20 protein-coding genes, 4 tRNA genes and 3 pseudogenes are annotated in these 25113 nt (G+C 72.8%); 11 read left to right on the forward strand and 16 right to left on the reverse strand.

Features of this window, described 5'->3' with window-relative positions; all coding sequences use genetic code 11:
* Positions 1 to 4: 4 nt before the first annotated feature.
* Complete coding sequence (locus tag J7W19_RS16885; protein WP_078587938.1) at positions 5 to 5080, reverse strand: PAS domain-containing protein; 5076 nt, start codon at positions 5078 to 5080, stop codon at positions 5 to 7.
* 361 nt (positions 5081 to 5441) lie between these two features.
* Complete coding sequence (locus J7W19_RS16890; RefSeq protein WP_004943110.1) at positions 5442 to 6089, reverse strand: SSI family serine proteinase inhibitor; 648 nt, start codon at positions 6087 to 6089, stop codon at positions 5442 to 5444.
* A 207-nt stretch (positions 6090 to 6296) separates the two neighbouring features.
* On the opposite strand from J7W19_RS16890, the gene J7W19_RS16895 reads away from it, so the two are divergent.
* The 7 genes and pseudogenes from J7W19_RS16895 to J7W19_RS16925 all read left to right on the forward strand — a co-directional run bounded on the left by J7W19_RS16895 (position 6297) and on the right by J7W19_RS16925 (position 10971).
* Positions 6297 to 6387: transfer RNA gene (locus tag J7W19_RS16895), tRNA-Ser, on the forward strand.
* A 250-nt stretch (positions 6388 to 6637) separates the two neighbouring features.
* Positions 6638 to 6710 (forward strand) — tRNA-Arg (locus J7W19_RS16900).
* Positions 6711 to 6757: 47 nt separating this feature from the next.
* Positions 6758 to 6831, forward strand: a tRNA-Met gene (locus tag J7W19_RS16905).
* A gap of 91 nt (positions 6832 to 6922) precedes the next feature.
* A pseudogene (locus tag J7W19_RS16910) lies at positions 6923 to 7792 on the forward strand (amidohydrolase family protein); the annotation flags it as partial.
* A gap of 263 nt (positions 7793 to 8055) precedes the next feature.
* A pseudogene (locus J7W19_RS16915) lies at positions 8056 to 8355 on the forward strand (winged helix-turn-helix domain-containing protein); the annotation flags it as partial.
* A 156-nt stretch (positions 8356 to 8511) separates the two neighbouring features.
* Positions 8512 to 10047 carry an MFS transporter gene (locus J7W19_RS16920; RefSeq protein WP_040889309.1) on the forward strand — a complete coding sequence of 512 codons (1536 nt, stop codon included), beginning with the start codon at positions 8512 to 8514 and terminating at the stop codon, positions 10045 to 10047.
* 126 nt (positions 10048 to 10173) lie between these two features.
* Positions 10174 to 10971 carry a TetR/AcrR family transcriptional regulator gene (locus tag J7W19_RS16925; protein WP_004943117.1) on the forward strand — a complete coding sequence of 266 codons (798 nt, stop codon included), beginning with the start codon at positions 10174 to 10176 and terminating at the stop codon, positions 10969 to 10971.
* 305 nt (positions 10972 to 11276) lie between these two features.
* Here the strand turns inward: J7W19_RS16925 and J7W19_RS16930 are convergent.
* Together J7W19_RS16930 and J7W19_RS16935 are read right to left on the reverse strand one after the other, a co-directional pair.
* Positions 11277 to 12815, reverse strand: a pseudogene (locus tag J7W19_RS16930) (MDR family MFS transporter); the annotation flags it as partial.
* Between the two features lie 105 nt (positions 12816 to 12920).
* Entirely contained in the window at positions 12921 to 13424 is a 504-nt protein-coding gene (locus J7W19_RS16935; RefSeq protein WP_004943121.1) for a MarR family winged helix-turn-helix transcriptional regulator, read from the reverse strand.
* A 246-nt stretch (positions 13425 to 13670) separates the two neighbouring features.
* Between J7W19_RS16935 and J7W19_RS16940 the strand changes: the two genes are divergently transcribed.
* Positions 13671 to 13892 (forward strand): hypothetical protein, encoded by a 222-nt coding sequence (locus J7W19_RS16940; RefSeq protein ID WP_040889336.1) that lies wholly within the window; start codon positions 13671 to 13673, stop codon positions 13890 to 13892.
* A 335-nt stretch (positions 13893 to 14227) separates the two neighbouring features.
* Here J7W19_RS16940 and J7W19_RS16945 read toward each other — a convergent pair whose 3' ends face one another.
* The 4 genes from J7W19_RS16945 to J7W19_RS16960 all read right to left on the reverse strand — a co-directional run bounded on the left by J7W19_RS16945 (position 14228) and on the right by J7W19_RS16960 (position 16923).
* Complete coding sequence (locus J7W19_RS16945) at positions 14228 to 15061, reverse strand: RNA polymerase sigma factor SigF (RefSeq protein WP_004943124.1); 834 nt, start codon at positions 15059 to 15061, stop codon at positions 14228 to 14230.
* A gap of 198 nt (positions 15062 to 15259) precedes the next feature.
* Entirely contained in the window at positions 15260 to 16195 is a 936-nt protein-coding gene (locus J7W19_RS16950) for an RNA polymerase sigma factor SigF (protein ID WP_004943127.1), read from the reverse strand.
* Positions 16196 to 16367: 172 nt separating this feature from the next.
* The gene (locus J7W19_RS16955; protein ID WP_004943129.1) at positions 16368 to 16661 is read right to left on the reverse strand and encodes a Dabb family protein; all 294 of its coding nucleotides are present in this window, start codon (positions 16659 to 16661) and stop codon (positions 16368 to 16370) included.
* Between the two features lie 97 nt (positions 16662 to 16758).
* The gene (locus J7W19_RS16960) at positions 16759 to 16923 is read right to left on the reverse strand and encodes a hypothetical protein (protein WP_004943131.1); all 165 of its coding nucleotides are present in this window, start codon (positions 16921 to 16923) and stop codon (positions 16759 to 16761) included.
* 782 nt (positions 16924 to 17705) lie between these two features.
* Here J7W19_RS16960 and J7W19_RS16965 point away from each other — a divergent pair.
* Positions 17706 to 18260: an STAS domain-containing protein gene (locus J7W19_RS16965; protein ID WP_004943133.1), complete on the forward strand. Its 555-nt coding sequence runs from the start codon at positions 17706 to 17708 to the stop codon at positions 18258 to 18260.
* 66 nt (positions 18261 to 18326) lie between these two features.
* Here J7W19_RS16965 and J7W19_RS16970 read toward each other — a convergent pair.
* The 4 genes from J7W19_RS16970 to J7W19_RS16985 form a co-directional block, all read right to left on the reverse strand.
* Positions 18327 to 18413, reverse strand: a tRNA-Ser gene (locus J7W19_RS16970).
* A 68-nt stretch (positions 18414 to 18481) separates the two neighbouring features.
* Positions 18482 to 18976: a tRNA adenosine(34) deaminase TadA gene (tadA, locus tag J7W19_RS16975; protein WP_004943135.1), complete on the reverse strand. Its 495-nt coding sequence runs from the start codon at positions 18974 to 18976 to the stop codon at positions 18482 to 18484.
* 45 nt (positions 18977 to 19021) lie between these two features.
* The gene (locus tag J7W19_RS16980) at positions 19022 to 19552 is read right to left on the reverse strand and encodes a tRNA adenosine deaminase-associated protein (protein WP_004943137.1); all 531 of its coding nucleotides are present in this window, start codon (positions 19550 to 19552) and stop codon (positions 19022 to 19024) included.
* 334 nt (positions 19553 to 19886) lie between these two features.
* Entirely contained in the window at positions 19887 to 20174 is a 288-nt protein-coding gene (locus J7W19_RS16985; RefSeq protein ID WP_004943138.1) for a hypothetical protein, read from the reverse strand.
* Positions 20175 to 20312: 138 nt separating this feature from the next.
* On the opposite strand from J7W19_RS16985, the gene upp reads away from it, so the two are divergent.
* Positions 20313 to 20948: a uracil phosphoribosyltransferase gene (gene upp, locus J7W19_RS16990; protein ID WP_004943140.1), complete on the forward strand. Its 636-nt coding sequence runs from the start codon at positions 20313 to 20315 to the stop codon at positions 20946 to 20948.
* A gap of 224 nt (positions 20949 to 21172) precedes the next feature.
* On the opposite strand, the gene J7W19_RS16995 is transcribed toward upp, so the two are convergent.
* The 4 genes from J7W19_RS16995 to J7W19_RS17010 form a co-directional block, all read right to left on the reverse strand.
* A complete protein-coding gene (locus J7W19_RS16995; protein WP_040889312.1) occupies positions 21173 to 21844 on the reverse strand; it encodes a LytR C-terminal domain-containing protein in 672 nt (223 codons plus the stop codon).
* Positions 21845 to 22028: 184 nt separating this feature from the next.
* Positions 22029 to 22325, reverse strand: a complete 297-nt coding sequence (locus J7W19_RS17000) for a type II toxin-antitoxin system VapB family antitoxin (protein WP_004943146.1) — start codon at positions 22323 to 22325, stop codon at positions 22029 to 22031.
* A gap of 93 nt (positions 22326 to 22418) precedes the next feature.
* Positions 22419 to 23054 carry an HhH-GPD-type base excision DNA repair protein gene (locus J7W19_RS17005; RefSeq protein WP_004943148.1) on the reverse strand — a complete coding sequence of 212 codons (636 nt, stop codon included), beginning with the start codon at positions 23052 to 23054 and terminating at the stop codon, positions 22419 to 22421.
* Positions 23055 to 23122: 68 nt separating this feature from the next.
* Positions 23123 to 23875, reverse strand: a complete 753-nt coding sequence (locus tag J7W19_RS17010) for an SDR family NAD(P)-dependent oxidoreductase (protein ID WP_004943152.1) — start codon at positions 23873 to 23875, stop codon at positions 23123 to 23125.
* A gap of 345 nt (positions 23876 to 24220) precedes the next feature.
* Between J7W19_RS17010 and J7W19_RS17015 the strand changes: the two genes are divergently transcribed.
* Positions 24221 to 25090, forward strand: a complete 870-nt coding sequence (locus tag J7W19_RS17015; RefSeq protein WP_004943154.1) for an alpha/beta fold hydrolase — start codon at positions 24221 to 24223, stop codon at positions 25088 to 25090.
* Positions 25091 to 25113 lie beyond the last annotated feature (23 nt).

Here is a 25113-nt window from a genome sequence, read left to right on the forward strand (position 1 = left end):
CGCCTCACCCCGGGTTGGTGCCGATCTTCGTGAGGAGGTCCACGATCCGGCTCTGCACCTCGGCGCTGGTCGAACGCTCGGCGAGGAAGAGAACCGTCTCGCCGGAGGCCAGCCGGGGGAGTTGGGCCGGGTCGATCCCGGCCGAGGTGTAGACGACCAGGGGCGTCCGGTTCAGGAGCCCCTGCGCCCGCAGCCAGTCCAGGATTCCGGCCCGGCGGCGGCGCACCTGCATGAGGTCCATCACCACCAGGTTGGGACGGATCTGCTGGGCCAGCGCCACGGCCTCCGCGTCCGTGGCGGCACAGGCCACCTGGACGCCGCGCCGCTCCAGCGTCGCGGTGAGGGCGTTGGCGATCGGCTCGTGCTCCTCGACGAGCAGCACCCGGGCCGGGTGCATCTCGCTGTCGCGCGGCGCCAGCGCCTTGAGGAGGACGGCCGGGTCGGCACCGTAGGCCGCCTCCCGCGTGGCCTGTCCGAGACCGGCGGTGACCAGCACCGGAACCCCGGCCGCCACCGCCGCCTGACGCAGCGCCTGGAGGGCGGTGCGGGTGATCGGACCGGTGAGCGGATCGACGAACAGCGCGGCCGGGTAGGCCGCCATCTGCGCGTCGACCTCCTCGCGCGAGTGCACGATCACCGGCCGGTAGCCGCGCTCGGTCAGGGCCTGCCGGGTGGACGTGTCCGGGGCCGGCCAGACGAGGAGGCGGCGCGGGTTGTCGAGCGGCTCGGGCGGCAACTCGTCGTCCACCGGCGGCGGAACGGGCTCGCCGGGGTTGATCTCGACGGCGCCGTTGGGGCCGTCCAGCGGCTCCGGGCCCTCGGCGCCCTCGTCCGGCGCCCCTATGGCGAAGGCACGGCCTTCCGGCGCGGCGGCGGGCGGCCGGGCGCCGAGCGGACCGGGGCGGTCGGTGCCGGGGCCGGGCCCGAGCGGACCGCCCATGGGGCCGGGGCGCGGGGCGGCGACGGGCGCCTGCGCGCCCCGCTCACCGGCGTTCTCGGCAGGGTTGCCCAGTTTGCGCCGCCGCCCGGAACCGGCCGACGCGCTCGGGGTGCCGCCGGGCGGAGTCTCCCCGCCCTGCTGGGCGTAGGGCGCGCCCTGCCCGAGCGTGCGCACGCTGATCGCCCGGGCGACGTCACCGGAGCCCGGCAGCGCCGACGCGCCCGGTTCCTCGGCGAGCGCCCGGCGCGCACGCCGGCGCCCGGTGGGCGGCACGCCGGCCGAACCGTCCGGATCCGCGACGGCATGGGGGACGTCCTGCCCGGCCGGCGTGGCGGGACCGGCGATCCCGGGCGTGGCGGACGGCGGCACCGGCGAACCGGGCTGCCCGGCCGCTCCCTCGGGACTGCCGGGGCCGAGGGGAGTGTCGGAACCTGTGGGGCCGACGGGGCTGTGGTGGCCGCCGGGGCCGACGGGGATGGCCGTCCGGCCCGCTTCGGGCTGCCCGGCATCGGCAAGGCCGGCGCGCTCAGGACCTCCGGCATGGCCAACGTGACCGACGTGGTCGGTGTGCCCGGCATGCCCGACGTGGGCGGGGTGTCCGGACTGGCCGGTCTGATCGGCGGGCGTGGTCTGACCGACGGGCCCGACTCCGGTACCGCCCGCACCCGCGAGGCCCACGCCGGGCCGGCCCGCACTGGGCTGGCCGATACCGGCCTGGTCCATACCGGCCTGCTTCATACCGGCCTGCTCCGCACTGGCCCGATCCGCACCGGCCTGACCGGCCTCGACCGGGCCGGAGTGCCCCGACGCGGCGGGCGGAGCGGCGGGCCCGACGGGCCGGGCGGGGCTCATCGGCCCTGCGGCACCCATCGGCCCGGCGGCACCCATCGGCCCGGCGGCGCCCATCGGCCCGGCGGCGCCCATCGGCCCGGCGGGGCTCATCGGCCCGGCGGCGCCCACAGGCCGCGCGGCGACGGGCGCGCCCGGCTGCCCGGCCGGCAGCGGCACAGAGCCGTCAGGCCCGGCCGCCGCGCCGTTGCCCGCGCCGTCGCCCACGCCACTGCCGACACCGCCGCCTACGCCGCCGCCGACACCGTCGACCCCGTGGCCGTGACCGGAAACGCCGCGGTCGCCGCCTTCGCGCCCGGGACCGCCATGCCCGGATCCGCCATGCACGGCACTTCCCTGCCCGGATCCGCCGTGCCCGGATCCGCCGTGCCCAAGCACCGCCGGATCCATCGGTCCGCCCTCAGCGGCCCCGCCGCCGAGCGGTCCGCCCTGCGCCGGTACCGGCCGCCCCTGGACGGGTTCGGCACCCGCGCCGGGGGCCGGCTTGCGGTCGGCTTCGGCCGGCGGCAGAGCGAACGCGGCGCGCGGAACGTCGGGTTCGGCGTCGGCCTGGCCCGGGATCGGCCGCTCGGGCGCCTCGGCGAGAGCGCGCCGGGCACGACGCCCGGTGGGCGCGGCGACGGCCTCGGCGGCCGAGTCGGGTCCGCGGTCCGCCTCGGCGGGCGGCAGCGCGAAGGCCGTGCGCCGGGTGTCCGCGCCCATGGCCTCCGCCGGTTCGGCCGCGGCGGCCTCCCGCCGGGCCCTGCGCCCGGTCGGCTGCGCGGGCGCGGCCACCTGCGGCGGTACGAGCCCGGTGCCCGGCGCCGCGGGGTCGGGGCCGCGGCCGTGGCGGTTGGCCCGGACCCGCTCGGCGCCGGCCGCCTCCTCCTCGTCGGGGCGTGCCGGACCGCGCCGGCGTCCGGTCGGCTGGGCGGGCACGGGTGCGCCGGGTACGGAACCGGGGTGCTGCGCCGCGCCCCCCGGACCGTCGACGGCGGACGGCGTGGGGCCGAGAGGCACCGCGGCGTTCGGAACAGCGGGCTGCGCGGCGCCGGAGGCACCCGTGCCGGGAGCGTCCCCGGAAGACGAACTACCTTGCCGTGCCTGCGGAACCGGGTACGCCGGATGCGCTCCGGCGACCGGGTGCGACAGATGCGGTGACGGATGGGGCGAAGGGGAAGCCTGCGGCCGAGGAGCCGGCTGGTTCGGCTGCGCCGCCTGGTTCTGAAGAGGTGCTCCAACCGGGCGCACCGCGGCGTTCGGCACATGCGAGACGGCCGGACCACCGGGAGGCGTACCTCCGGCCGGCCCGGCGTCATCGGCGCCCCTGGCAGCCCCGGAGCCCCCGGCACCCGCGGCAGGAACCGCCACCCCGGCGGCACCCGCCGGCCCTACCGCACCTCCGGAACCCCCAGGCCCCCGCGACGCTTGAGAGCCCTCACCCCCGGCAACACCACCGGAAGCCCCAGGACCACGAGACCCACCAGGACCCGCGGAACCTGCGGAGCCCTCACCCCCGCCAACTCCCGCAGAGACACCAGAAGCACCAGAAGCACCAGAAAGAGCACCAGAAGCGCCAGAAAGAGCAGCAGAGGCGGCAGAAGTGCCGGAAGCGCCCGAAGTGCCAGACGCAGCACCAGTCACAGAGCCCCCGGCCGTCCCAACCCCCGGATCCGCGGCCACCCCGCTAGCACCGCCGGCCCCAACCGTCCCCCGAGCCACGGCCGTCTCTACCGATCCCGACTCCGACCCGGATCCCGACCCCGACCGCTGCCCCGGCATCGGCATGATCGTCGTCCCGCTGCCGATGCTCGGCGGCGAGTCCGGCCGGTCGGACGGGGAGACGGGCCCGGCCTCCGCCGAGACCGGCACCTCCAAGACGTACGCCTTCCCGCCCCCGCTGCCCGGCACGTCGTGGGTCTGGAGGACGCCGCCGTGCCGCTGGACGATGCCGCGCACGATGGGTCCGTGGACCGGGTCGCCGCCGGGGTGCGGGCCGCGCACCTCGATCCGGACGGCCGTGTCCCGCTTCGCGGCCGCGACGACGATCGTCGAGTCGCCGGACGGCGCCGTGCCGGCGGCGGCCTCGCCCGTCGCGTCCACGCCCGCGACGTCCGCGATCAGATGGGTGAGCGCCCGGGCGAACCACTCCGCGTCGATCTCGGCCTCTATGGCCGGCGCGTGCACCGCGAACTGCGCACGGCCGGGACCGATCAGCTCGACGGCGCCCTCGACGCCGGCGGCCACGACCTCGTCCAGGGCGGTCGCGACCCGCTCCAGCCGCCCCTCGCCCGCCTCCAGCCGCTGGTAGGCGAGCACGCTCTCGACCAGCCGGGCCATCCGCCCGTAACCGGCGGCGAGGTGGTGCAGGATCTGGTTGGCCTCGGGCCACAACTGCCCGGCCGGATCGGCGGCCAGCGTGCCGAGCTCGCCGCGCAGCCGCTCCAGCGGCCCGTGCAGCGAGCCATCGAGCACAGCCACCAACTGCGCGTGCCGTGCGGCCAGCGCGTCGTACGGACGGCGGTCGGTGAACGTCATCACCGCGCCGACCAGCTGGTCGCCGTCACGCACCGGCGCCGTCGTCAGATCGACGGCCACCGCGCGCCCGTCCTTCGCCCACAGCACCTGTCCCCGCACCCGGTGTTTGCGACCGGAACGCAGCGTGTCGGCGATCGGCGATTCCTCGAACGGGAACGGCGTGCCGTCCGCGCGCGAGTGGTGGATCAGCGGGTGGAGTTCGCGTCCGCCCAGGTCGCTGGCGCGGTAGCCGAGGATCTGCGCGGCGGAGGGGTTGACGAGGACGACCTTCCCCGCCGTGTCCACGCCGACCACGCCCTCGGCCGCCGCGCGCAGGATCATCTCCGTCTGGCGCTGCTGGCGGGCGAGTTCGGCCTCGGTGTCGATCGTGCCGGTCAGATCGCGGACGACGAGCATCAGCAGCTCGTCGCCGGTGTACGGGCCCTGTTCTGCGTACGGGGTGCGGCTGTCGGGAAGGTTGGCGCTGGTCACCTCGACGGGGAACTGGGTGCCGTCGGTCCGCCGGGCGATCATGCGCGTCGGCTTGGTGCGCCCACCGTTCGTCCGGTCCTCGGGCAGCCGCATCGAGCCGGGGATGCGGCGCGAGTCGAACGCCGGCAGCAGGTCGAGCAGACCGCGTCCGACCAGCCCGGTGCCGGGCACCTCGAACGTCTCCAGCGCGATGTGATTGGCGTTGACGACCGTGCCGTTGCAGTTGACGAGCAACAGCGCGTCGGGCAGGGCGTCGAGTATGGCTGCGAGGCGAGCAGCGCCTCGGGATGGCCTGCTGCTCACTGCGACGCTTCCTCCCTGTTACCGCACGGTGCGACCCGCGGGACGGGGGGCACCCCCAGCGACGGCTGGGGGAGTTCCGCCGCCCCTGCGGCGTGTTGCTGGGGGGAAGTCTACGGGCTGTGGAGTCCGGCGCGACGGCGGTCGAGGGGTGCGGCGACCCCTGCCGTGCGGCGTCAGGGAAGGGCGGTGTGTCGTCCGGGGGGTTGGGCGGAAGGAATGGTTCCGCAGAGAGCCGAGGTCGGAGGCCGGTGAGGGGCGGAGTGACGGCCGGTGACGACGGAAGTGGTCGTCAACGGTCGTGGGCAGTCGGAAAAATCCCGAAGCGGGACAGAGTCGGGCCGATCCGGACAAGGAAGCCCGGTCACCCCTCCGACGGGTGCGCGGGTTCGCCCAGGAGGCGGGAGAACCGGTTCCAGCGCGCCATTTCGCACCCGTTCACCCGGCTGAAGTCCGTGTCGACCGGGCGCCCGGCCCATGTCCCGCTCACATGCGCCCGCTCCGGGCCGCCGTAGATCATCGTGCACTGCGCGTCGGTCGGCACCGGTGCGAAGAGGTCGCGGTCCCAGCGCGTCTGCCCGTCGAGCTGGTCGCACGCGCCCTGCGGATCGGGGACGGTGCCGAACGTCGGGTGGCAGCGCAGCTCGTACCGGCCGTCGTGGCGTCCGCTGTCGAAGATCACGACAGTGAGCCGGTCCTCCGGCGTGCGCCCCTGGATGCCCGCCGACGCGTTCCCCGGCGCGCTCCCCGACATGCTTCCCGACGCGTTCCCCGGCGCGGGCGTGGACCCGCCGCCCACCCCCGGCAGCGGCGCTCCCGTGGCCGGCGCCTCCCCGGGTCCCGGCGGGATCGGCAGCGGGCGGGCGGTGGCGGGCGAGGCGCCGATCAAGGGGAGCAGCAGCGGTACGAGCACGGCCGCCGCCAGGGCGGGACGGCCGACGGGCCGGTCGGCGCGCCGGTTGCCGAGGCGGCCGGAAGGACGAGGCCGAGAACGGGGGCGGTGGAGCGGCATGCGGGAACTCCGTGGGTCGCGGGGTGGTGCGGCCCGGCGGACCGGCCGCATCCTCACCCCTCTAACGCCCGGATGCGCCGTGCGTTGCGCGCCCGGAACCGCTTTGCCCGGGGGCCGTCGGGCCCGGTACCGTAGAGTGCGATTGGTGGCGAGCCCCAGGGCTGTGTCATCATCTGCACGCAACATCCGCGTACGCGCGGGTGTGCTGGAGGCGTCGCCTAGTCCGGTCTATGGCGCCGCACTGCTAATGCGGTTTGGGTCTTAAAGCCCATCGAGGGTTCAAATCCCTCCGCCTCCGCAGCCGGGAGCCCCGGCCGTCGATCCGACGGCCGGGGCTTTTCCGTGTTCCCGCTCCATGTTTCCGCGGGGCTGCCGTGTCCCGTAGGACGTTTCCGCGGGGCTGCCGTGTCCCGTAGGGCTTCCGTGCGGTTTCCTCAGTGTTTCCGCAGGTCAAGAGGGGTTGCGGCAATGGATTTCGTCTCACGGCGCAGTTCATGTAATGTTGTTCCCGCAACGCCGACCGGCAAGAAAGACCGCCGGGAAGCCGAGCGCTCGTAGCTTAACGGATAGAGCACTTGACTACGGATCAAGAGGTTGCAGGTTCGAATCCTGCCGAGCGCGCAGCCGAGAGACCGGTGCCACAGTGTTGGACCCGGTCTCCCGACCGTCGCGGGGTGGAGCAGCTCGGTAGCTCGCTGGGCTCATAACCCAGAGGTCGCAGGTTCAAATCCTGTCCCCGCTACTCGATCCGAAGGCCCGGTACTCAGGTACCGGGCCTTCGGCGTTCCCGTACCCGGGCCCGGCCCCGGACGCGCCGAAGGGAGCTCCGTTCCGTGCGAGACGACGAGATCACCTCCTTCTGGCGCGCCCTCGGTCTGCCGGGTCTGATCGACGTGCACGCCCACTTCATGCCCGAGCGCGTCCTCACCAAGGTCTGGTCCTACTTCGACGCGGCCGGGGAACGGATCGGCCGCCCGTGGCCGATCACTTACCGGGACGCGGAGGACGACCGGGTGCGTACCCTGCGCGCCTTCGGGGTGCGCGCCTTCACGTCGATGATCTACCCGCACAAGCCGGGCATGGCGGACTGGCTCAACGCCTGGGCGGCGGACTTCGCGGCCCGGACGCCGGACTGCCTGCACACCGCCACCTTCTTCCCCGAGCCGGGAGCCGTCCGGTCGGTCCGGGCGGCGCTCGACGCCGGCGCCCGGATCTTCAAGGCGCACCTCCAAGTGGGCGCGTACGACCCCTGCGACCCCCTGCTGGACGGGGTGTGGGGGCTGCTGGCCGAGGCGGGCGCGCCGGTGGTGACGCACTGCGGTTCGGGTCCGGTGCCGGGGCCGTTCACCGGACCGGGGCCCGTCGGGCGGGTGCTGGCCCGGCATCCGGGGCTGCAGCTGGTCGTGGCCCACATGGGCGTCCCGGAGTACGGCGCCTTCCTCGATCTGGCCGAGCGGTACCCGGGCGTGCACCTCGACACGACCATGGCCTTCACCGACTTCATCGAGGACGTGGCGCCGTTCCCGGTCGAGGAGCGCCCGCGGCTGGCGGCGCTGGGGGACCGGATCCTGTTCGGCAGCGATTTCCCCAACATCCCCTACGGGTACGGGCACGCCCTGGCCGCCCTCACCCGGCTCGGGCAGGACGAGGACTGGCTGCGCGGGGTGTGCCACGACAACGCGGCGCGGCTCCTCGGCCTCCCGGGACTGGCTGCGCGGGGTGTGCCACGACAACGCGGCGCGGCTCCTCGGCCTCCCGGGACCGGACGGCGACGGCGGTGCGCCGGCCGCTGGATGACCACGGCCGACGACACTCTCTCCTCCCCTCGTAGCGCGGATTCTCAGACGTTTCCCAGACAGCCGAAAGGCGGCTCTCAGGGGCCCGGCGCACCCTCATGGGCATGACCATCGCATCGACGGAAGCACGCCCCCGCCCCGCCCTCGGAGCCCCAAGTGCCCGGCCGTACCTTGCCGTAGGCGATCTGGTCCTGGACGAGGCGAACCGGGAGGCGATCCGCGGCGGCACGGCGATCCCGCTGACGGCGACGGAGTGCGCGCTGCTGCGCCAGCTGATGCGGGAGCCCGGCCGGGTGCTCAGCAAGACGCTGCTGCTGGACCGGGTGTGGGCGCACTCCTTCGGCCCGGGAGACCGGGGCAACGTCGTCGAGCTCTATATCTCCTATCTGCGCAAGAAGATCGACGCCGGCCGGCCGCCGATGATCCACACCCGACGCGGCATGGGGTACGTCCTGAAGCCGGCGTCCTGACGGCGGCCGGAGGGGCTGCCCTCACGCTGCTCGCTCCCCACTGGCGGCTGCTTCTACGATGCTTCTACGGTGTACGGCAAATTCCCTGTACACCGTAGAGCCCTCTCTTGTACGGTGTAGACCGATCACGTCGGCCTGCCCTGCAAGGAGCCCGCCATGGCGGCGTCCACCCCTGTCTCGTCACCCCCTGCGGAAGCACCGCACCCCGTCCGTCACCCCACTCGCTGGGTGATCCTGGGCGTCATATGCCTCGCGCAGCTCACCGTGCTGCTCGACAACACCGTCCTCAATGTGGCGATCCCGTCGCTCACCACGGAGATGGGCGCCGCGACCGCCGACATCCAGTGGATGCTCAACGCGTACTCGCTGGTGCAGTCCGGTCTGCTGCTCACCGCAGGCAACCTCGCCGACCGCTACGGGCGGAAGAAGATGCTGGCCACCGGGCTCGCGCTGTTCGGCCTGGGCTCGCTCGGCGCCGGACTGTCGGAGACCACCGGCCAGTTGATCGCCGCGCGGGCCGGCATGGGCGTCGGCGGCGCGCTGTTGATGACCACCACGCTCGCCGTCGTCGTCCAGGTCTTCGACGACGAGGAGCGCACCAAGGCGATCGGCGTCTGGGGCGCGGTGGGCTCGCTGGGCTTCGCCTGCGGGCCGCTGATCGGCGGCACCCTGCTCGACCACTTCTGGTGGGGCTCGATCTTCCTGGTCAACATCCCGGTGGCGGTCATCGGCCTGGTCGCCGTGGTCAAGCTGGTGCCCGAGTCGAAGAACCCGGCCGGCGACCGCCCCGACCTCCTCGGTGCCCTGCTCTCCACCCTCGGCATGACCGGCATCGTCTTCGCGATCATCTCCGGCCCCGAGCACGGCTGGACGTCCGGCCGGGTGCTGCTCCCCGGCGGTGCCGGTGTCCTGATCATGGCCGCGTTCGTCCTCTGGGAGCTGCGCATCCCGTACCCCATGCTCGACATGCACTTCTTCCGCAACCGCCGCTTCGTCGCGGCCGTCATGGGCGGGATCCTGGTGGCGCTCGGCATGGGCGGATCGTTCTTCCTGCTCACCTCGCACCTGCAACTGGTGCTGCACTACGGGCCGCTGGAGACCGGGCTGCGGATGACGCCGCTGGCCCTGATGATCGTCGTCCTCAACCTCACGGGCGTCGGCGCCCGGCTGATGACGAAGCTCGGCGGCCCGCTCACCATCGCCGGCGGTATGACGCTGCTGGCCGCCGGCCTGGCCGTGATCGCCTGGACCGGCGACCACGGGTACGGCGGGATGCTCGCCGGCCTGCTCCTAATGGGCGTCGGCATCGCCCTGGCCTCCCCCGCCATGGCCACCGCGATCATGTCGGCCATCCCGCCGGAGAAGGCCGGGGTCGGCGCGGGCGTCAACGGCACGCTCCAGGAGTTCGGCAACGGGCTCGGCGTCGCCGTCCTCGGCGCGGTGCTCAACTCCCGCTTCGCCGCGCTGCTCCCGGCCGTCGCCGCCGGGGCCGGCTCGCTGCCGGAGGCCCTGGGCAAGGCCCGGACGGCCGCCCAGCGCTCCGAGGTGCAGGACGCGTTCGCGTCCGGTGTGCAGGCGGGCCAGCTCGTCGGCGCGGCGGCCGTGCTGGCGGGCGGCATCGTGGCGGCCTTCCTGCTGCGCAGGGCCGAGCGGGCCGACGCCGCGGCGGCTCCGGCGGCTGCGGGTGGCTGAGAGTGAAGCCGACGGCGCCGCCCGGACTGTCGGTGCTCACGAAGCGGACGACCCCGCCGACGCGGACGGCGCGACCGGCAGGGCCTAGCATCAGGACGGAGCAGCGAAGCGGTGGAAAGGGAACGCATGGCCGGCGGCAATCGCGCGGGGAACCCGAGGACCAGCATCTGGCTGGCCGAAGGGAAACCCGCCCCGCGGCGCAGGGCGTCCGCGGACCGGTCCCGGGAGCAGCCGGGCTCGCTGGACCGCGAGCGGATCATCGCCGCCGCCATCCGCCTGCTCGACGCCGAGGGGCTGACCAAGTTCTCGATGCGCCGCCTGGCCGCCGAGCTCGGGGTGACCGCCATGTCGGTCTACTGGTACGTCGACAACAAGGACGACCTCCTCGAACTGGTCCTGGACGAGGTGAGCGGCGAGATGGCGCTCCCCGACCCGGACGCCGAGGACGCCGACTGGCGCGACCAGCTGCGGCAGCTCGCCCACGAGTACCGGGGGATGCTCGTCCGGCACCCGTGGGTGGCCCGGCTGGTCGGCCAGTACCTCAACATCGGCCCCCGGTCGATGCGGTTCAGCGACGCCACCCTGAGGGTGCTGCGGCGCAGCGGCGCCGAGCCGAGCCGGATCTCGGGTTCGCTGGGCGCGCTGTTCCAGTTCGTCTACGGCTTCGCCACCGTCCAGACGCTCTACGAGGAGCGCTGCCGGGACGCGGGCCTCGACCAGCAGGAGTACCTCAAGGAGGTCTCGGACTCGCTGACCGAGAGCCCTGACTTCGCGGAGCGGTACAGCGAGAGCATGGCGATGGCGCAGCGGTTGCGCGAGGAGCCGCTCGAGGACCTGTGGGAGCGCGACTTCACCGTCGGGCTGGACACGGTGATCGCGGGCATCGAGGTGATGCGGGACCGCTTGCGGGACGAGGAGGCGTAGCCTCCCGGGGGCAAACGCCACGGCCCCGAATACGACGGACGCCCCCGTCCGCGAAGGACATCTCCTTCGCGGACGGGGGCGTCGCGTTGACGGACGGGGGCGTCGCGCCACCCGCCGGCGGAAAGCACTCGGCCCCGGAAGCCGTGCGCAGGCCGTCCCCTGCCTTGTGTGCGCACCGCTTCCGGGGCCGTTCGCCCGGGGTCTTCTCATGCCGTTCGGCCCCGGGCCGCCGGCCGGTCGTCCCCGCTCGTGGACGTCCGGCCGGAGTCTGTGAGGCGCGGGCCTCAGACCGCCTTCGCGGGCTCGGCGTCCTTCGCCGGGGCGGAGGAGTCCGCCGGCGCGCCGGGCCGGCCCTTGAGGGCCACTTCCTTGATGAACAGGGTCAGCAGGAAGGCGATCAGCGCGGTCGGGGCGGCGTAGGTGAAGACGTCGCCGACGCCGTGCCCGTAGGCGCTCTCCATGATCGAACGCAGCGGCTCGGGCAGGTGCTTGACGTCCGGGATCCCGCCGCCGCCACCGCCCTGCTTGGCGATGGCCGCGCCCTTCGGGCCGAGGGCGATCAGACCGTCCTTGACGTAGTCCGTGACCCGGTTGGCCATGACCGCGCCCAGCGCCGAGACGCCGACCGCGCCGCCGAGGGAGCGGAAGAACGTGACGACGGAGCTGGCGGCGCCGAGGTCCTTGGGCGCGACCTGGTTCTGCGCGGCGAGCACCAGGTTCTGCATCATCATGCCCATACCGAGGCCCATGAGCGCCATGTAGCAGGCGAGCTGCCAGTACGGGGTGTCGTAGCGGATGCTGCCCAGCAGGCCCAGGCCGGCGGTGAGCAGGACGCCACCGGAGACCAGCCATGCCTTCCAGCGACCGGTCTTGGTGATGATCTGACCGGAGACGGTCGAGGAGATGAACAGACCGGCGATCAGCGGGATGGTCATGACGCCGGACATGGTCGGCGTCTCGCCACGGGCGAGCTGGAAGTACTGCGAGAGGAAGACGGTGCCGGCGAACATCGCCACACCGACGAAGAGGCTGGAGGCCGAGGCGAGGGCGATCGTCTTGTTGCGGAACAGCCGCAGCGGGATGATCGGCTCGGCGGCCTTGGACTCCACCAGGATGAAGATCGCGCCGAGCGCGACCGAACCGCCGACCATGACGGCGGTCTGCCAGGACAGCCAGTCGTAGTTCTTGCCGGCCAGGGTCACCCAGACCAGCAGCAGCGTGGCGGCGGCGGATATGAAGAACGCGCCGAGCCAGTCCACCTTCACCTGCCGCTTGACGACCGGGAGGTGCAGGGTGCGCTGGAGCACGATCAGGGCGAGGACCGCGAACGGCACACCGACGTAGAAGCACCAGCGCCAGCCGAGCCAGCTGGTGTCGGTGATCACGCCGCCGAGCAGCGGACCGCCGACGGTGGCGACGGCGAAGGTGGCGCCCAGGTAGCCGCTGTACCGGCCGCGCTCACGCGGCGAGATCATCGCGGCCATGACGATCTGGGCGAGGGCCGACAGACCGCCGACGCCGATGCCCTGGACGACACGGCAGGCGATGAGCATGCTCGTGTTCTGCGACAGACCGGCCACCACGGAACCGGCGACGTAGACCACCAGCGCGGCCTGGACCAGCAGCTTCTTGCTGAAGAGGTCGGAGAGCTTGCCCCACAGCGGCGTCGACGCGGTCATCGCGAGCAGCGCGGCGGTGACGGTCCAGGTGTAGGCGGACTGGCTGCCGTGCAGATCGTGCATGATCTTCGGCAGCGCGTTGGAGACGATCGTCGACGACAGGATCGCCACGAACATGCCGAGCAGCAGCCCGGACAGCGCACGCATGATCTGACTGTGCGTCATGTCGATGCCGGGCGCGTCGGACGGTGCGTGATCGGTGTGGCTGTCCCGCACACCTGGCGGTGTGGTCTTGGCCATGGACTTCCTTTTCGTGATGCTGTCGGGCGGTCAGTGGGGTGTACGGGCCGACGGGCAGGCCGCGAGGTCGTGCGCCGGGGAGGCGCCGCCGGGGGCGACGGGCCGGTGGCACTCGCCGAAGCTCTCCCGCAGCCGGGCGAGCAGACCGACGATCTGCGTGATCTCCGCGTCGCTCCAGTCACCCAGGCAGTGCGCCAGGGCCTCGGTGTAGCGGGCGCTGACGTCGTCCAGCAGCGCCTCGCCGCTGGGGGTGAGGCGCAGCAGCCGGGAGCGCTTGTCCAGCCGGTCCGGCTGCCGGTCGAGCCAGCCCCGTTCCGCGGCGTACGCCACATGGCGGCTGGTCACCGACATGTCGACGACCAGCAGCTCCGCGAGCTTGCTCATCCGCATCTCGCCGTACCGCTTGAGCAGGGTGAGCACGATGACCGAGGTGGGCGGGCAGTCGGGGGGAAGGACCCGGGCGAGGCCGCGCTTGATGACGCCGATGGCGCTGAGCTGCTGGGCGAGCTCCTGGTACTGCTCGTGCGCGGCCAACGGATCCTCCCGTTTTTAAGTTGCTTAGGGCAACCATAGAGGTTGTTGGTTGCTGAAGGCAAACGAAAAGCGGTAAAGAGGAGTAAAGGAGGGGTCAAGTTCAACGATCAAATGATGAGTGACGGGGACGTGACGGAGCGCGGCGCCGTCGGGTGGCCGGGAGCGGCAGAGCTGCCCACCAGGCACAGGAGTGGGAGCGGTGCCCCGCGCGCGGGGGCGGGCCGGGCTTCGCTAGGGTCCTGGTCCATGGCCAACCCCCATCAGCAGCGTCCCGAGGGCAACTACGACCCCGCGGGCAGCACTCAGATGTTCCGCGCCTTCGTCGACGAGGGCGCTCCCGGGCCGCGCGCGGCCGCTCCGGCGAGCCATGGGCGCTCGTCCTCGTCCGGTCCCCGAGTGGGTGTGATCCTGGGCGTCGTGGCCGTGCTGGCGGTCGTGGCGGCGGTCGCCTGGCTCGCGCTCGGCTGAGCCGGGACGCGGCTCTCTCGACTCGCTCGGCGGCTCTTCGCGCACACCACCCTGGGCGTGCGCGCACACGGCGGCTGCCTCCCCGGGGGCGGGATGTCCGCCGGGCGGGTGAGGGGTCGGTCCCGCGGCCGTCCATGGGTGGGGCGGCGGGCCGGGTGTGCCGGCGCCGGAGGCGCCGCGTACCAGCCGGACGGCCCGGCGGCCCCCGCCGCGACCTGCGTGTCGCGGCCCGCCGCTGCCGTACCGGGGGTCGGTCGACCGGTGGTCCGTCCTGCCTGCTGTGAGGTGCTGCTCGGCCGGTCCCGGTGGGTGGACGAGTAGCGGGTCGGGGCGGCTCAGTCGGAGATGAGGCCCTCGCGGAGCTGGGAGAGCGTCCGGGTGAGCAGCCGGGAGACGTGCATCTGCGAGATGCCGACCTCCTCGCCGATCTGCGACTGCGTCATGTTGGCGAAGAAGCGGAGCATGATGATCTGGCGCTCGCGCGGGGGCAGCTTGGCCAGCAGCGGCTTCAGCGACTCCCGGTACTCGACGCCCTCCAGCGCCGTGTCCTCGTAGCCCAGCCGGTCGGCGAGCGAGCCCTCGCCGCCGTCGTCCTCCGGCGAGGGGGAGTCCAGCGAGCTGGCCGTGTAGGCGTTGCCCACCGCCAGCCCGTCGACCACGTCCTCCTCGGAGACGCCCAGGCACAGGGCCAGCTCGGGCACGGTCGGGGAGCGGTCGAGCTTCTGCGCGAGCTCGTCGCTTGCCTTGGTCAGGGCGAGCCGCAGCTCCTGCAGGCGCCTCGGCACCCGCACGGACCAACTGGTGTCCCGGAAGAAGCGTTTGATCTCGCCGACGACCGTGGGCATCGCGAACGTCGGGAACTCCACCCCGCGTTCGCAGTCGAACCGGTCGATGGCCTTGATCAGTCCGATGGTGCCGACCTGGACGATGTCTTCCATCGGCTCGTTGCGGCTCCGGAACCGCGCCGCCGCGTAGCGCACCAGGGGGAGGTTGAGCTCGATGAGGGTGTCACGGACGTACGTACGCTCGGCGCTGTCCCGGTCCAGGGCCGCCAGCCGCAGGAACAGGGAGCGGGAGAGGGTGCGGGTGTCGATGGCTTCGCAGTCGTCGAGCACGGCGTGCGGTGCGTCGTTGGTGAGCACCTTCGCGCTGCCCAGGTCTACGGACATGCCACCCCCTTGAGGTCGCGGACGGATCACAGCACACCCCCGGCCGCGGATTCGGCCGAGGGTGCAGCCCCCACCTGAATACCGGAGGCTGCGCTGTGGCAAACGCAGTTCCAGCAGAATGTCACATGTCGGCAACGCGCTGTAGCGTCAAGTCGACATATCTGCCAGGGAGTCCGGAGCGGGTGTCACCCACAAGGGTTAGGCATCGATACGGTTTGCGGATCGCAGCCGGGCGAAGCTCCGTGAGAGCAGCCGCGACACATGCATCTGCGACACCCCCAGCTCCGCGCTGATCTGCGACTGCGTCAGATTGCTGTAGTAGCGCAGCAGCAGGATGCGCTGCTCGCGCTCCGGCAGCTGGACGAGCAGGTGGCGCACCAGATCGCGGTGCTCGACCCCGGCCAGCGCGGGGTCCTCGTACCCGATCCGGTCCAGCAGACCGGGCAGCCCGTCGCCCTCCTGGGCGGCCTCCAGCGAGGTGGCGTGGTACGAGCGGCCGGCCTCGATGCAGGCGAGCACCTCGTCCTCGCCGATCCTGAGGCGCTCGGCGATCTCGGCGGTGGTCGGCGACCGGCCGTGCAGCACGGTCAGGTCCTCGGTGGCGCCGTTGACCTGCACCCACAGCTCGTGCAGCCGGCGCGGTACGTGCACGGTCCGCACGTTGTCGCGGAAGTACCGCTTGATCTCGCCGACTACGGTGGGCATCGCGAACGTCGGGAACTGCACCCCGCGGTCGGGGTCGAAGCGGTCGATGGCGTTGATGAGACCGATGGTGCCGACCTGGACGACGTCCTCCATGGGCTCGTTGCGGCTGCGAAAACGCGCCGCGGCGTACCGCACGAGGGGGAGGTTGGCTTCGATGAGGGCGGCGCGCACGCGGGCGTGCTCCGGCGTGCCGGGCTCCAGGGTGGCGAACTTCTTGAAGAGCACCTGCGTCAGCGCCCGGGCGTCCGCGCCCCGGCTCTCCCGCGTCTGCGGCTCCCGCGGGGGTTCCTGCCGGGTCTCCTGCTGCGCTTCCTGCCGGGCTTCCCGGCGGGTCTCCCGCGGGATCTCCCGCTGGGCCTCCCGCGGCGGCGGGGGGTTCTCTTCTGACGCCGACGTCTCCTCTGACGCTGTACGGGCCGGCACGGTCACACCACCCCTTCGCGGTCAGCTCCAGGTCAACTCATCCGTCAAAAGCGGTCATAGCATCACAAGACATGTCCACTGTGTGCAAGCACCGCATAATGCCGTGTTGACCACGCGAAAAAGGCCCCTCGCCGTGGTGGCGAGGGGCCCGCGCCGGGGCTCCGGCAGGGATCGGGGCTCAGAACGGATAGTCGGCGATCACCCACGTGGCGAACTCCCGCCACAGGCCGACACCCGCCTGGTGGGCCGGGTGGTCGAGGTAGCGCTGGAGCGCGTCGGGGTCCTCGACGGCGGAGTTGATCGCGTAGTCGTACGCGATCGGGCGTTCGGAGACGTTCCAGCCGCACTCCCAGAAGCGGAGCTCGGGGATCTCCCCGCCCAGCTTCTCGAACGCCTGGACGCCGGCGACGACGCGGGGGTCGTCGCGCTCGACGCCCTCGTTGAGCTTGAACAGGACGAGGTGACGGATCATCGGATGGCCGCCTTCCGGACGACGGGGTGCACGAAGGGGGATGCGGGACCTGTGGCGCCAGGGCCCGTGGCGCTCGTGGGCTCCGGCCGGCGGGGGCTCACTTGATCAGCTCGGTCATGAACTCGCCGATGCTCTTGGCGGCGTCCGAGATCCCCTCGAAGCCTATCTGGACGAGCTCCGCGGCCCTGGCCGGGGAATGGATGATCGTGTAGCCGATGAAAACGGCGAGCACCCAGAACGTGATCTTCTTGGCCTGCGCCATGCCGTTGTCGCCTCCCCGTCCGCCTTCTTCTCGTCGAAGTCCCCCGTAGCGCTTGCGAGAGTCTATCCGCACAGATGCGCGAAGCCGGGAGGAGTCGCTTGGGTGCGGATTGCCGGGGCATTTCCCGGGCGGCCGTCGCCTGGCACCCCTTGCGGTGGCGACCGTTCACACCACCTTTAAGGACTTAAGCCCCGGCGAAGGGGGTCCTTCGCCCACCCGTCCGCCGATTTCCGGAGCGGAGGATGGGGGAGTGCCCGCCGGATCTGGCAGGAATCCGGCGGGCCTGGGACATGGAACCCCTCTGCGGGGTCCGGGCCGCGAGCTTCCCCCTGACTGCGGCCCGTACTCGGGGTCCGTGTCCTCATGGGGGGAAGCGGCTTGTCCCCCCGATGCCGCTTCCCCCCGCCTTCTCCTTCCGCCTTCTCCTCGCCTTCTCTCCTTCTCGTCCGGTCTCCTCCGGTTCTCGTCCGGTTCTCGTCCGGTTCTCGTCCGGCGTGAGGGCCTCTCCGCCTGCTCCCGACGGGCACTCCCGGCCAGGTATGTGCAATTCCGGCGATTCCGCCGCCCGAATCCGTACAACCCTCCCGGCGATACCGCCGAATTTTCCAACACGGATGAACTCTGGGTCAGTTGAGGTGAGAAGGGCCCGGCGTCGGGGCACCAGAAAGGCACACGGCCCGAGGCGCTCACCGGCTCGCCGGAGCGGCCGTCCCGGTGCTGTCGCGTGGAAACGGGATCCGGTGTGCTGCGGTATCTGAGCGAGGGAGAACGGTGAGGTTCGCATGGGCGGGTACGAGCTCGCCTTCACCATGCGGGAGCGTGTGGCGGGGGGAGCGGTCACCATTGAACTGTCCGGAGAGATCGACATCCTGGCCGAGCAGCAGCTCGGCCCCCGACTGGAGGCCCTGGCCGGCCGCCACCGCGCCGACCTCGTCATCGACCTGCGCGGTGTGACCTTCCTGGACGCGAGCGGCCTCCGCCTGCTGCTCCGCGCCCGCAACCGGGTGGCCCGCGGCGGCGGCCGGCTCCGGGTGGTGCGGGGCGGCCCGCGAGTGTCCAAAGTGATCCGCATCGTGCGACTGGAACCGGCCTTCCACTGGCTCGACGCGCCCCCGGGCTCCTCCGCCGCGCCCCCGGGCTCGTCCACCGCGCCACCGGGCTCCTCCGCCGCGCCACCGGGCCGGACGGCCGGGCGCGGGCCTACGGGCGCGACCGCCGCCACCGCCCCGGAAACCTCCGGCCCTTCGGGCGCAACCGTGGCACCGGTCGCGACGCCCACAGCCCCCGCCGAGGGCGAACTGCCGTGCGGCCCGCGCGACGGAACCGTCCCGGCGTAGCGGAAACCGAGACGGAGCACGACGAGGGGCCCGACCTGCATCAGGTCGGGCCCCTCGTCTGAAGAGCGGTAGCGGTGGGATTTGAACCCACGGAGGAGTTGCCCCCTCACACGCTTTCGAGGCGTGCTCCTTAGGCCGCTCGGACACGCTACCGAGAGAGAGCTTAGCGGACGAGTGGCCGTGGGCCGAAATCGGTATCCGGGGAGGGGTGGGGGAGGTGGTCAGCGGGTGCGGAAGAAGTCGGTCAGGAGGGCGGCGCACTCGTCGGCGAGGACGCCGGTGATGACCTCGGGGCGGTGGTTGAGCCGGCGGTCGCGGACCACGTCCCAGAGGGAGCCCGCCGCGCCCGCCTTCGCGTCGGCGGCGCCGTAGACGACGCGGTCGAGCCGGGAGAGGACGATGGCGCCGGCGCACATCGTGCACGGTTCCAGGGTGACGACGAGGGTGCAGCCGGTCAGCCGCCATTCGCCGACGGCGCGGGCGGCCTCGCGGACGGCGAGCACCTCCGCGTGGCCGGTGGGGTCGCCGGTGGCCTCGCGCTCGTTGCGGCCGCGGCCGATGACCGTGCCGTCCGGGGCCAGGACGACGGCCCCGACCGGGACGTCACCCGTCCCGGGGGCCCGCGCGGCCTCCTCCAGGGCGGCCCGCATGGCGGGGAGCCAGGGATCGCGGACGGGGTCGGGACCGGGCGGGCGACCGGGGGCGGCGTCGTTCATGGCACCAGTGTGGGCGAGGTCCGCCGGCCCGCGCCCCGGCGGCCGTCAGCGGACGGCCTCCAGGACGTCGGTGCAGCCGAGGACGTCCGCGATCTCGCCGAGGGCGTCCCCGTTCAGGGCGAGAAGCTCCCGTTCGCCGATACCGACGTCCTCCAGCAGCCGGGGGTCGCCCAGCGGGCCGCTCGGCACCGCCGCCGTGGCGGCGTCCGCGGCCTCGGCCTCGTCCTCCGCGGGCTCCGGCTCGCCGTCCTCGGTGCCGTCGAGGTCGAGGGTGTCGAGATCGTCGGCGTCGCTGTCGTCACGGCCGACGATCTCGTCGACGAGCATGGAGCCGTAGGAACTCCGCTTGGCGAGCACGCTGTCGGAGAGGAAGATCCGCGGGTCGTCCTCTCCGTCCACCCGGACGATGCCGAACCAGGCGTCCTCCTGTTCGATCAGCACCAGGACCGTGTCATCGGCGATCGAGGTCTCACGGGCCAGGTCGACGAGGTCGGACAGGGTTTCCACGTTGTCGAGGTCTGTGTCGCTCGCTTCCCACCCGTCGTCGGAGCGCGCGAGCAATGCGGCGAAGTACACCGTGACTCTCCCACTGGTCATAGGCGGTGCCGGGCCGGACGGGGACAGCACCCCGCCCACTCGGAATCGTGGCAGAAACCTGGCCGTTGCGAGAGGTCTTCCGCGCTGCGTCGTGCAGTAGTCCGAGAGATTCGCGGGACTTTCCGGGGGCGTTCCGGGCCGCGCGGCCCTCCGGGGACGTCCCGGGCGGCCATCCGGGGTGTGTTCGAGGGTCGCCCCGGAGCGCCTTCCGGGAAACCCCGGGAAAGGGCGGCGGCGTGACGGCCGTCACCGGGACGGCGGCCGCCGCCGCCCGCTCGGCTCGGCATCCGCCCATCAGCCGCTCGCCGTCCGCTCACCATCTGAACGTCCGCATGCGCATCTGCTGGCGCATTCTCGCCGCCCGCGCGCGGCGCGGCTGCACCCGGTCGCGGAGCTCCCGGGCCTCGTTCAGCTCACGGAGGAACTGGGCGCGCCGGCGCCGCCGCTCCGCGTCGTCGTCCAGGGGGGTGTCCGGTTCCCGCGGACGCTCGCGGGAGCGCTCCCGGGCCCGTTTCCCCGAAACGGCCGGTTCCTCCGGGCTTTCCGCCTGGCTTCGGGGGCCCTTGCGGGCTCCGGTTCCGCTTTCGTCACGCTCGGCCATGCGCAGCACCACCTCGTGCCGAGGGTCTCGCCCGGCGGAGCAGGCCGGGCGTACGTGCCCACTTTCCCCCTTGGCGGTGGTGTGATGCCACCGTGGGGCCGGGAGCCGGTGTCCGAAAGCTCGGATAATGTCGATGTCATGCGGATCCACGTCGTCGACCACCCGCTGGTGGCGCACAAACTCACCACGCTGCGCGACAAGCGCACCGACTCCCCCACGTTCCGGCGGCTCGCCGACGAGCTGGTCACCCTGCTCGCCTACGAGGCCACGCGGGACGTGCGGACCGAACAGGTCGACATCGAGTCGCCGGTCACCGCGACCACCGGCGTCAAGCTGTCCCACCCGCGCCCGCTGGTGGTGCCGATCCTCCGGGCCGGCCTGGGCATGCTCGACGGCATGGTCCGGCTGCTGCCCACGGCCGAGGTCGGCTTCCTGGGCATGATCCGCAACGAGGAGACCCTCAAGGCGGAGACGTACGCGACGCGGATGCCGGACGACCTCTCGGGCCGCCAGGTGTACGTGCTCGACCCGATGCTGGCCACCGGCGGCACGCTGGTCGCGGCGATCCGTGAGCTGATCGCGCGGGGCGCCGACGACGTCACCGCCATCTGCCTGCTGGCCGCCCCCGAGGGCGTCGAGGTGATGGAACGTGAGCTCGCCGGCACGCCGGTGACCGTCGTCACCGCCTCCGTGGACGAGCGCCTCAATGAGGACGGCTACATCGTGCCGGGCCTCGGGGACGCGGGCGACCGGATGTACGGGACGGCCGGCTGAGCGGCGCCGTTCGGTTCGGCGGCTGTTCGGTTCGGCGGCCGTGCGGTTCGCCGGCCGTCCGATGTGCCGGGTGACCGGTTGCCGGCTACCGGCTGACCGGCCATTGGCGACCGGCTGACCGGCTGACCAGACGGGCGGACAGGCGGAACGGGGGCCGGGGGCCGCCGGACGTCGGCGCCTCACCCCGCGCCGCGACCAGCGACCCGCGCTTCGTCAGCCCGCGCTCAGCACTTCGCCGCGCTCTTCGAGGGCGCCGGGGACGACGGGGCCGGGTGGGGCGCGGCGGGTGCCCGGCTCGCGTCCGGGGCGGGCCTGAGCTCCTTGAAGCCGGCGCCGATGATCAGGTCGATGTCCGTGCCCTTGCGGACGTCGCTCTTCACCGTCGCCTCGCCGACCTGCTCCTGCAGGACGCGCATCGCGCCGTCGGCGTCGTCGGGCGAGCCCAGCAGCAGCGCCGTCCCCTCGACGTTCTTGTCGTAGGGCGCGGGGGCGTTGCCGACCTTGCCGATGCGGAAGCCGCGCGCCTTCAGTTCGTCCGCGGTCGTCTTGGCCAGGCCGCTGCGCGGGGTGGCGTTGTAGACGTTGACGGTGATGTCGCCGGGGCGGGGCAGTTCGCGCGGCGCCGACCGGCCGGCGGCCCTGGCGTCCGTCGTGTCGCCGTGCCCGTCCCGGCCGCAGTCGGCGCTCTTCCGGGCCGCCTGCGGGGAGCCGCTCCCGCCGCCCGAGAAGACGTCGACGAGCTGGATCGTCCCCCAGCCGCCCAGCCCCAGGACGGCCACCGCGGCGACCGCGGCGAGCACGACCCTCCGCGGATTCCTCGGCCGGCGCATATGCGGGAACCGACGGCCCGTGATGCGGTACTTGCCGCCCATGCCAGGAGGGGTGAGCATGCTCATGGGCGCAGCGTAGTGCGGGCGGGGGCCGGTGCCTACTAGATGATCAACGGTTGCGCCGACCCCAACCCAAAAGGGCCAATAACGGCCGGAAACGGCCGTGAACGAAGGGGCCGGAGGGGCGGATGGCCCCTACCGGAGCGATGACCGGACCGGCGCGCGACCGGCGCGCGACGCTTTCGGGGCGTCAGTCCAGTTCGAGCACGCGGGCGTGCAGCACTTGGCGCTGCTGGAGCGCGGCGCGCACGGCGCGGTGCAGGCCGTCCTCCAGGTAGAGGTCGCCCTGCCACTTCACGACGTGGGCGAAGAGGTCGCCGTAGAAGGTCGAGTCCTCCGCGAGCAGCGTTTCCAGGTCGAGCTGCTGCTTGGTGGTCACCAGCTGGTCAAGGCGTACCGGGCGCGGGGCGACGTCCGCCCACTGGCGGGTGCTTTCCCGGCCGTGGTCGGGGTACGGCCGACCGTTTCCGATGCGCTTGAAGATCACACGGAAAGCCTACCGGGCCGGTGGTGCCGAGCGCAGCCATGGCACGGGAGTCGGAAGGCGACAATCGGCCGCATACCGGAAGCCGTGGCCGGTTCAGCGCTCCGGCGCCGCCGTCCTTCCCCGTCCCGTCCCCTGTTCCCTCTCCCGCTCCCGCTCCTGTTTCGCCTTCTGCTTGGCCGCCTGCTTGAAGGCGCGGACCTCGCGCAGGGAGTCGGGGCCGGTGATGTCCGCCACCGACCGGTGGCTCCCCTCCTCGCCGTACGGGCCCGCGGCCTCCCGCCAGCCGTCGGGCCGCACCCCGAGCCGCTTGCCCAGCAGGGCGAGGAAGATCTGTGCCTTCTGCCGGCCGAAACCCGGCAGGTCGGTGAGGCGGCGCAGCAGTTCGGGACCGGTGGGCACGTCCCGCCAGACGGCGGCGGCGTCGCCGTCGTACCGCTCGGCGAGGTGGCGGCAGAGCCGCTGGATCCGCTCGGCCATGGCGGCCGGATAGCGGTGGACGGCCGGTTTGGCGGCGCAGAGCTCGACGAACGCCTCCGGGTCGTACACGGCGATCTCGTGCGCGTCGAGGTCGTCGCGGCCGAGCCGCCGGGCGAGGGTGTACGGGCCGGTGAAGGCCCACTCCATCGGGATCTGCTGGTCGAGCAGCATCCCGACCAGGGCGGCGAGCGGGCTGCGGGAGAGCAGCGCGTCGGCGTCCTCCTGCTGGGCGAGCCGGAGGGTGTGCTCCATGGGACCGATGGTCTCTCGGGGGCGCGTGCTTCGCATGCGCGGGCGCCGTGCGGCACCGCCCGGGCCGCTCAGTCCCTGGACAGGAGCAACCGCTCCACGCCCTTGGGGTCGGTCCGGAGGCACTCCTGGACCTGCCGGGCGAACGGGTCGGGGAAGATCTCCTCGTCGCCGGCCTCGACGCCGTCGGCGATGGCGCGGGCCGCGTCGGCGGCCGACGCCGTGGGGACGTCGCCCAGGCTCTTCAGGTGGCCGGTGGCGTAGCGCAGCATGTCCGTCTCGACGGGACCGGGGAAGACGGCGTGCACGGTGATCCCGCGCGGGGCGAGGTCCACCCGGACGGCCTGGGTCAGCAGGGCGAGCGCGGCCTTGGACGCGGGGTAGGCGCCCATCGCGGGGGTCCCGGCGAAGGCGCCGACGCTGACGATGTTGGCGACGGCGCCGCCGCCGTTGCGTTCCACGACGGGCGCGAAGGCGCGCAGGACGTGCAGGGTGCCCAGCCAGTTCGTCCGCATGACCGCCTCGACGTCGGTCAGGTCCATCTCCAGCAGGTGGCCCATGCCGTGCCGTCCCGCGTTGTTGACCAGGAGCGTCACGTCGGGCGCGGCCTCGGCGGCGGCCGTGACGGCGGCCGGGTCGGTGATGTCCAGGGTCAGCGGGACGATCCGGTCCGGGGCCTCGGCGACCAGCGGTTCCAGCGTCCGGGGGTCGCGCGCGGCGGCGTGCACGCGGGCGGCGCCGCGGGAGAGGAACTCGGTGACCAGAGCGCGCCCGATACCGCGATTGGCGCCGGTCACCAGGGCGACGGCCTCGTTGATCCGCACGGTGGCTCCTTCGCTTCGGCAGGCGATCCAGCCGGTGCCACCCGGTGCCGCTCGGTGCCACCCGGTATCCGCCTCGTGCCTGTTCGGTACCCGCCTGTTCGGTACCCGCGCGCGGGGCCGGATCCACACCCGCGGACGTACCCCTGGTCAGGGCCGGCGCGGCCGGCGCGCTGGAGTCCGTACGTCCGGCTGCTGCGGTGGGCGGGGAGCCGGGGGAAGGGCTGAGCGCGGGGAAGGGCCGAGCGCCCGCTAGAGCGATCGTTCCAGTGGTGCTACTGTGACTCCTGTCTGGATAGAACGTTCGTTACAGCGGGCGTGCCCAAGCGATTTATGTGGGGGAAGTACGTGGAAACCAAGCGCATCACCGTGAACGGCGTCGAGCTCGCCTACGTCGAGCAGGGCGAGGGCCCGCTCGCCCTGCTCCTGCACGGGTTCCCGGAGACCCCGGTGACGTTCCGGCACCTGATGCCGGTCCTCGCCGAGGCCGGGTACCGGGTCGTCGCCCCGTACATGAGGGGCTTCGCGCCGAGCCAGGTGCCGGCGGACGGCAGCATGCTGATGAAGGACCTGGTCGCGGACGCGAACGCGCTGCACGAGGCACTGGGCGGCGACGGCGACGCGATCATCGTCGGTCACGACTGGGGCGGGTTCACCACCTGGGGCGCCGCGTCGCTCGCGCCCGAGCGCTGGTCGAAGGTCATCGTGGCCGACGTCCCGCCGGTGCAGTTCTACGCTCGCCGGGCCGCGGTGCCCGAGCAGATCCACAAGAACAGCCACTTCTACTTCATCCAGATGGGCGTGGCCGACCAGATCATTCCCGTGAACGACTTCGGCTACATCGACTGGCTGTGGGAGCACTGGAGCGGCAACACGGGCTTCGACGCGACCGAGGACCGGCAGGCCGGCAAGGACGCCCTGCGCGACCCCGCCAACCTCCGGATGGGCCTGGGGCTCTACCGGCAGAACTTCCCGTCGGACAAGTTCGGCACCGACGAGTGGGAGATGGGGCACCTGCTCTCGAAGCTCCCCACGCAGCCGACCCTCTACCTGCACGGCAGTGAGGACCCGGTCGTCGACGAGGAGATCCTGGCCGACATCGTGGCCGCGCTCCCCGAGGGGTCGGACGGCGCGCTGCTGCAGGGCGTCGGCCACTTCCCGATGGTGGAGGCCCCGGAGGAGGTCAACAAGCGGATCCTGGCGTTCCTTGGCAAGTAGGCCCGCGCGACAGGACGTACGCC

This window comes from Streptomyces mobaraensis NBRC 13819 = DSM 40847, from assembly GCF_017916255.1.
GTDB classification, from domain to species: Bacteria; Actinomycetota; Actinomycetes; order Streptomycetales; family Streptomycetaceae; genus Streptomyces; species Streptomyces mobaraensis.

Coding starts and splice junctions, on each gene's coding strand:
- J7W19_RS16920 (WP_040889309.1), top strand. CDS start 8,512: ATGGCGGCGTCCACCCCTGTCTCGTCACCCCCTGCGGAAGCACCGCAC.
- J7W19_RS16985 (WP_004943138.1), bottom strand. CDS start 20,174: ATGGCCGAGCGTGACGAAAGCGGAACCGGAGCCCGCAAGGGCCCCCGA.
- J7W19_RS16925 (WP_004943117.1), top strand. CDS start 10,174: ATGGCCGGCGGCAATCGCGCGGGGAACCCGAGGACCAGCATCTGGCTG.
- J7W19_RS16890 (WP_004943110.1), bottom strand. CDS start 6,089: ATGCCGCTCCACCGCCCCCGTTCTCGGCCTCGTCCTTCCGGCCGCCTC.
- J7W19_RS16995 (WP_040889312.1), bottom strand. CDS start 21,844: ATGAGCATGCTCACCCCTCCTGGCATGGGCGGCAAGTACCGCATCACG.
- J7W19_RS16945 (WP_004943124.1), bottom strand. CDS start 15,061: ATGTCCGTAGACCTGGGCAGCGCGAAGGTGCTCACCAACGACGCACCG.
- J7W19_RS17005 (WP_004943148.1), bottom strand. CDS start 23,054: ATGGAGCACACCCTCCGGCTCGCCCAGCAGGAGGACGCCGACGCGCTG.
- tadA (WP_004943135.1), bottom strand. CDS start 18,976: ATGAACGACGCCGCCCCCGGTCGCCCGCCCGGTCCCGACCCCGTCCGC.
- upp (WP_004943140.1), top strand. CDS start 20,313: ATGCGGATCCACGTCGTCGACCACCCGCTGGTGGCGCACAAACTCACC.
- J7W19_RS16965 (WP_004943133.1), top strand. CDS start 17,706: ATGGGCGGGTACGAGCTCGCCTTCACCATGCGGGAGCGTGTGGCGGGG.
- J7W19_RS16955 (WP_004943129.1), bottom strand. CDS start 16,661: ATGATCCGTCACCTCGTCCTGTTCAAGCTCAACGAGGGCGTCGAGCGC.
- J7W19_RS16940 (WP_040889336.1), top strand. CDS start 13,671: ATGGCCAACCCCCATCAGCAGCGTCCCGAGGGCAACTACGACCCCGCG.
- J7W19_RS16960 (WP_004943131.1), bottom strand. CDS start 16,923: ATGGCGCAGGCCAAGAAGATCACGTTCTGGGTGCTCGCCGTTTTCATC.